The organism is Janthinobacterium lividum, assembly GCF_011601275.1.
Lineage (GTDB): Bacteria > Pseudomonadota > Gammaproteobacteria > Burkholderiales > Burkholderiaceae_D > Janthinobacterium > Janthinobacterium lividum_E.
This window is the reverse complement of the sequence record NZ_JAAOLY010000043.1, coordinates 1-6,618: the sequence shown is the minus strand read 5'-3', so window position 1 is coordinate 6,618 and position 6,618 is coordinate 1. Positions and strand designations below refer to the sequence as shown.

Genomic DNA, 6,618 nt, shown 5'->3' with positions numbered 1-6,618 from the left:
TCCCGAACAGGACCGTGAAACAACTTTGCGCCGATGATAGTGCTGCAACCAGTGTGAAAGTAGGTTATCGTCAGGCTTGTTATTCGCAGTAGAGAAAAACCCCGCCAGCAATGGTGGGGTTTTTTTTTCGTCTGGTGGTTTTGTCTGGCGCCGGTGGTGGCGTCGGCTTACGCGCGCAGCGCTAAGCCGACCTACGTTTATTGGATGGCGGTAGGTCGGATTAGCGTAGCGTAATCCGACAACCACGCAAGCCGAACAGGGTAGCCAAACCATACAAAAGGACGAAAAAAAAGCAGCGCTGCGCGCTGCCTTTGCCATTTATCACCACATGTTGTACATGGCGGGCATCGTCATGTTCTCTTCATATTGACACTGTACGATGACTTCCATTCTCATCAAGTAACGTGTGCATCCATGTTGGCCAAGCTTAAACTCGTCAAAACTCCCAAAGGCATCGATAGTATCCTGATGCTATCGGCCATGCTGATACTCTGGATCGGCAATTACAGCAACCTCGACCTCATGATCGCCGACAGTATGTTCGACGGGGCGCGGGGGCAATTTGCCGGTGCTGGCAGCGCGTGGGTAAGCAGTTTCCAGTTCGGCATGATCTTGCTTGGTGTCGCTTTGATCGGCTTGGCCGTCTGGGACACCTTGCATCCGCTGGCCTGGCTTGCATCACGCCGCAGCGCCTTGCGCGTGGTGGCGTTGTCGGCTATCTTCGTGCCGCTAAGCATCTATTGGCTCTTTTCCTTCAGCGACGTGCCTTGTCCCACGGATTTGTTGCGCTATGGCGGAATGGAGCCGTACGCGCGCCTGCTGGAAACGTTGCCGGCCAGCGCATCTGCCATGGCATGCCTGCCCGCTACCCAGGCAAACACTGCCTGGTGGATGTTGGCCTTGCCATTGTTCTGCCTGCCAAGACGACCACGCACGGCGCTTCTGTTCGCCGGCGTCATGCTGCTGTGTGGTTTGGCGGCAGGCTGGCAGCAACAGTTGCAAGGTGCACAATTTTTTACGCACACCTTGTGGTCTGCCTGGATCGCTTCTTTCCTCATATATCTGCTGCATCATTTGTTCCGGTCCGAGGACGCGTTGGCCTGAAACACAAAAGTACGTCACAATCTGCCTGTCGAGTTGTCGTTTCATACAAAAACAGGAGCACCATGAACGAGCAGATTGCGAGAGAAGTGGTATTGGTCCGTGCTATCGAGACGGCCGACCAGAAAAAAGAAGTCCTCAGCGAGGACGACCGCATGTATGCCAGCCGCAGTGCGCGTGAGCTTGCGCAGTGGCAAGCTTCGGGCAAGCAGGCCGAAGTGACAGGTGACGATTTCCTGCAGCAGCGTTCCGAGCTGATCATCAAGCGCATCACCGAGCGCACCCCCGCCTTCGCTGCCTTCGCGAAGCGTCGCAACGGCATGAAAACCCTGGCGCTGGCCCTGCCCCTGCTGGCCTTGCTGCTGGGAGCCGGGCTCGATCGCATCACGGATCCCCATCGCGTCGATCTGCTGTCGGCGCCCTTGCTGCTGATTATCGCCTGGAATGTGCTGGTCTACCTGGGCTTGCTGATCTGGCTATGCATCCCCTCGCACTCGCTCGGCTGGCCGAAAGCGGGACTGGTGCGCCACCTGAGCGTGGGCCGCCTGGCCCTGCCGCGCAAGCTGCCGCACGCCTTGTCTTCGGGTTTGCTCAGTTTCATGGGGGAATGGGCGCACTTGAGCGCCAAGCTGACGGCCGCGCGCCTGAGCCGTACCATCCACCTGAGCGCCGCCATGTTTGCCATCGGCGCCGTTGCCTCGCTGTATGCGCGCGGTTTCCTGTCGCAATATGCGGCCGGCTGGGAAAGCACCTTTTTGAATCCCGGCCAGGTGCACAGCCTGCTTTCAACCCTGTTTGCGCCGGCGATTGCCCTGTTTCATTTGCAAGGTTTCTCGCTGGCGGAAATCGAAGCGCTGCGCTTCCCCCAAACGACGACCGTCGAAGGCGGCGCCCGCTGGGTGCATTTGTATGCGGCAACGATTTTTCTGCTGGTCGTCGTCCCCCGCCTGATCCTGGCCCTGGTCAACAACTGGCGCGCGGCGCACCTGGCCAGGCACTTTCCGCTGGATCTCGATCAACCGTATTTCCGCAAGCTCAATGAAAGCATTGGCGTGGCCACGGGCGGCATGCTGCGCGTCTTGCCATACAGCTTTACTGTCGATGAAGCACGCCACATGGGATTGGGGCAGCTGTCCATCATGCTGTTCGGCGAGCAGGGCCGCATGATGCTGCGTCCATCGACGTCGTATGGCGAAGAGCCGCAGGACGTTTTGCGCGGCACGGACTTGAACGATCCGCAAGTCAATATCACGGCCGTGCTGTTCAATCTGACGGCGACGCCGGAAAAGGAAAATCATGGCGCCTTCCTCGATTACCTGGTGCAATCGTCGGCACGCGGCATCGCCGTCCTGATCGACGAGTCCAGCTACCTGGAGCGCGCTGGCGAGCAGGTCGATAACGGTGCGCGCCTGACGGAGCGCGTCGCCCTGTGGCAGCAGTTCTGCCAGTTCCATAAAACCACGGCCACCGTGGTCAATTTGCTCAACCCTGCCTTGCACCCGCTTGATGCAGGTGTCGGCTTGAAAGTATCGGCAGCAGCATGAGTGTGAATGTGAATAAAGATGTGCAAGATGATGCGGTGCAGATTCAGTTTGCGCTGATTTCGCATACGAATAATGGCAAGACGACCCTGGCGCGCACTTTGGTGGGCGTGGACATCGGCGAAGTGCGCGACGCCGCCCACGTGACCGTGTTTGCGGAATCGCATACCTTGCTGGCAACGCCGCAGGGTGATGCCTTGCAATTGTGGGACACGCCCGGCTTTGGCGACTCCGTACGCCTGCTCAAGCGCCTGGGCCAGTCAGGCAATCCCATCGGCTGGTTCCTGCGCGAAGTGCTGGACCGTTATCGCGACCGCCCGTTCTGGCTCAGCCAGCAAGCGCTGCGCACGGCAAAGGACTCCGCCGACGTGGTGCTGTACCTGGTCAATTCCTCGGAGCATCCCAAGGATGCGGGCTACTTGCCGGCGGAAATGAAAATCCTCGCCTGGCTCGATAAGCCCGTGGTGGTCTTGCTCAACCAGATGGGGCCGCCGCGCCCTGGCAATGAGGAACACAGCGAGCAGGCACGCTGGCGCGAGCATTTGCAGCAGTATCCAATCGTGCGCGACGTCCTGGCGCTCGATGCCTTTGCCCGCTGCTGGGTACATGAACGCGTGTTTTACGAAGCCGTGGGTAAATTGTTGCCGCAATCGCAGCAAGCGGGTTATGCGCGTTTGTTTGCTGCGTGGCAAGAGCAGAATACGGCGCGTTTCCGGCAAGCCATGCACTTGCTGGCCACGCAGTTGGCGGTGGCCGGGCAGGATCGCGAAGCCATCGAGCCCGCCTCCAAGAGCTTGCTGAAATCGGCCTTGCAGGTCGTGGGCATCGGCAAAAATGCAGAACAGCAACGCCAGGAAAAGGCCATGGCCAGCTTGGTGGCGCGGCTCAATACGCACAGCGGTGTCACCACGCGTGAGCTTTTGATCTTGCACAAACTCGACCCGACCGATGCGCATAAGATCAATAGTCGGATACGGGAAAATTTCGCCGTGCGCGCACCGATCGACAAGGCGCAAGCTGGGCTATTGGGCGCCATGATTTCGGGGGCCGCGACTGGCCTGTCGGCCGACCTGATTTCCGGCGGCCTGACCCTGGGCACGGGCGCCTTGCTTGGCGGCGTGGTTGGTGCGCTGACGTTCGCGGGCGCAGCCTGGGGCTTCAATTCTGGCACTGACCGCAATGAACCCACGATGCAATTTACGGATGCCTTCTTGCGCACCCTGGTGGTGGCGGGCGTGCTGCGTTACCTGGCAGTGGCGCACTTTGGCCGTGGCCGCGGCAATTTCGTTGAAAGCGAAGCGCCGGCCTTCTGGCAAGATGAAGTCGAGCAGGCGGTGGCGCGCCATGACACCGCTCTGGTGGAGCTGTGGAAAGAAGTGCGCCGGGAGAAATCGCCGGAACAAGCCGCCGAGCGCGTCCTGCCTCTCATATCGTTGATCACCTCCGATACCTTGGCGCGCCTGTATCCGGATGTGGCGCGCCTGGTGTAGATAATCACTTACGGGCCCGCAGCCAATGCTGCAAAAATTGTACGCAAGCCCTGACCTTGGCCGAGTTCGACAGTCGCGACGTAGTCACCGCCCACACATCGGCAGCCTGTTGATACGCGGGCAAAATGCGCACCAGCTTGCCTTGCGCCAGGCTGCTTTCCACATCCCATGCTGAACGCAAGATGATACCGTGGCCATGCAGGGCCCATTGATGGACGATCTCGCCATTGTTGGCCGACAGCGGCCCATCGACCTTGATCGTTTCCAGCCCGTGAGGCCCTTGCAGTTTCCAGCGCCGCCCATCCTGGTCGCGTTCGCGGATGACGATGCAGTCATGCTCGCGCAATTGCGCCAGGGTGTCCGGCGTTCCGCGTTGTGCCAGGTAAGCGGGCGCGGCGCATAGTACGCGGCTATTGCTGGCAATACGGTGGGCGATCAGGTCAGGTTCATGGACCGCGCCGATGCGAATGTCGAGATCGAAACCTTCGCCCAGCAGGTCGATGGGGCGGTCGAGCAATTCCAACTGTATTCTCAAGTCTGGATATTGCCGTGCCAGCTGGGATAGGGCGGGACCAAGCCGGTTGCGCCCGAAGCCGGAACTAGAGCATATGCGCAGTAGGCCTTGCGGCTGCAGTTTGGACTGCGCTACCGCTTCCCCCATCTGTTTGACATCTTCCAAAATGCGCTGCGCCCATTGCCGCACGATCTCGCCGTGATCGGTGACGCTGACCCTGCGTGTGGTCCGGTGCAGCAAACGGACTTGCAGCGCAGCTTCCAGCATACCGATGCGCTTGCTGACTACCGCCTTGGAAATGCCCAGTTCCAGCGCCGTGGCGGCGAAGCTGGTTTTATGGGCGACCTGGCAAAAGAGGCGTAGGTCTTCCAGCAATGGCGTATTGTTCATTGATTGACCACGAAATGTGAATACTGCGGTTATGAATCCCCTGATTGTATTCTGAGGTGACGCCAGTATCATCGAAGCTTCCATCTATAAACAGGAGAATCTCATGCCCGTACACAGAATCGCCGTCATCGCCGGCGACGGCATCGGCAATGAAGTCATGCCGGAGGGCTTGCGTGTAATTGAAGCGGCTGCCCGTCGTTTCAATATCAACCTGCAGTTCACGACCATGGAGTGGGCCAATTGCGACTATTACCTGGAACACGGGCAAATGATGCCCTCGGACTGGTTTGCGCAGCTCAAGGATTTCGACGCCATCTATTTTGGCGCCGTGGGCTGGCCGGACAAGGTGCCCGACCATATCTCGCTGTGGGGCTCTTTATTAAAATTCCGGCGCGAGTTCGATGAGTACGTCAACTTGCGTCCCGTGCGGCTGATGCCGGGCGTGCCGTGCCCGCTGGCGAATAAAAAACCGGGCGATATCGATTTTTATGTGGTGCGTGAAAACACGGAAGGAGAATATTCATCCGTGGGTGGGCGCATGTTCGCGGGAACGGAGCGCGAAACGGTGCTGCAGGAATCCGTGTTTACGCGCAAGGGCGTCGACCGGATATTGAAATACGCATTCGAACTGGCGCAAAGCCGGCCCAAGAAACACCTGACATCGGCCACCAAGTCGAATGGCATTGCCATCAGCATGCCGTATTGGGATGAGCGGGTGGAGGCGATGGGGCCGAGCTTCCCCGATGTGCGCTGGGATAAATACCATATCGACATCCTGGCGGCCCGCTTTGTATTGAGTCCCGAGCGCTTCGACGTGGTGGTGGCTTCAAACCTGTTTGGCGACATCTTGTCCGACCTGGGCCCTGCCTGTACGGGGACGATTGCCATCGCACCATCGGCCAATATCAATCCGGAGCGCACGTTCCCTTCTGTCTTCGAGCCGGTACACGGTTCCGCCCCCGATATCTACGGCCAGAATATCGCCAACCCGATCGGCATGATCTGGTCGGGCGCCATGATGCTGGACTTCCTCGGTAATGGCGACGCCAATTACACTGCGGCGCATGACGCGGTTTTGCGCGCCATTGAACAGGTGCTCGAGCATGGCCCGCGTACGCCGGACATGGGTGGCAGCGCCAGTACGACCGATGTGGGCATGGCAGTTGCCGAATTGCTGAAATAAAGCTTGCCGCCCGTGGGTGGCTTTGCTATAGTTCGCCTCCCCAATGAGACGCAGTCAAATGCGGCACTTGAGGATCACCGGAAACGGCGATGAGTAGTAAAAGAAGGAGTTGACGATTGTGCTGAAATGCTTCATACTCTTCCTTCTTCGCAGCTGACAAACACAACGCTTTGTCGATAGCGCGAAAGCAGTACCGAATACAGTTCTTTAACAATTAACAGTCGATAAGTGTGGGCATTTGATGCAAGTGCAGCAGCGATCTTCGGATCGCTGTAAAACTTAAAATATCAAATGTTCACAAGAAATAATGAAATAGGCGCTACGAAAGTAGTGGCCTGTCAGTTTTTTGAGTGAGCGACCCGTCAGCAATGACGGTGCCGGTAAAACGGCAAAGTAACA

General features: G+C 58.4%; 5 protein-coding genes. 4 read left to right on the top strand and 1 reads right to left on the bottom strand.

The genetic code is table 11. From position 1 onward, the window contains the following. The first annotated feature begins 414 nt into the window (after positions 1 to 414). The 3 genes from GYK42_RS28705 (at position 415) to GYK42_RS28695 (ending at position 4,132) form a co-directional block, all read left to right on the top strand. A complete protein-coding gene (locus tag GYK42_RS28705; RefSeq protein ID WP_166450266.1) occupies positions 415 to 1,104 on the top strand; it encodes an acid phosphatase in 690 nt (229 codons plus the stop codon). 62 nt (positions 1,105 to 1,166) lie between these two features. Continuing rightward, complete coding sequence (locus GYK42_RS28700) at positions 1,167 to 2,645, top strand: DUF2868 domain-containing protein (protein WP_166450265.1); 1,479 nt, start codon at positions 1,167 to 1,169, stop codon at positions 2,643 to 2,645. Continuing rightward, positions 2,642 to 4,132, top strand: a complete 1,491-nt coding sequence (locus GYK42_RS28695) for a DUF3482 domain-containing protein (protein WP_166450264.1) — start codon at positions 2,642 to 2,644, stop codon at positions 4,130 to 4,132. Before GYK42_RS28700 ends, GYK42_RS28695 begins: the two co-directional genes overlap by 4 nt. Before the next feature lie 4 nt (positions 4,133 to 4,136). Here GYK42_RS28695 and GYK42_RS28690 read toward each other — a convergent pair whose 3' ends face one another. Then, positions 4,137 to 5,036, bottom strand: coding sequence for a LysR substrate-binding domain-containing protein (locus tag GYK42_RS28690; protein ID WP_166450267.1), 900 nt, complete (start codon positions 5,034 to 5,036; stop codon positions 4,137 to 4,139). Between the two features lie 103 nt (positions 5,037 to 5,139). On the opposite strand from GYK42_RS28690, the gene GYK42_RS28685 reads away from it, so the two are divergent. Further along, positions 5,140 to 6,219 carry a tartrate dehydrogenase gene (locus GYK42_RS28685; RefSeq protein WP_166450263.1) on the top strand — a complete coding sequence of 360 codons (1,080 nt, stop codon included), beginning with the start codon at positions 5,140 to 5,142 and terminating at the stop codon, positions 6,217 to 6,219. The last annotated feature ends 399 nt before the right edge of the window (positions 6,220 to 6,618 follow it).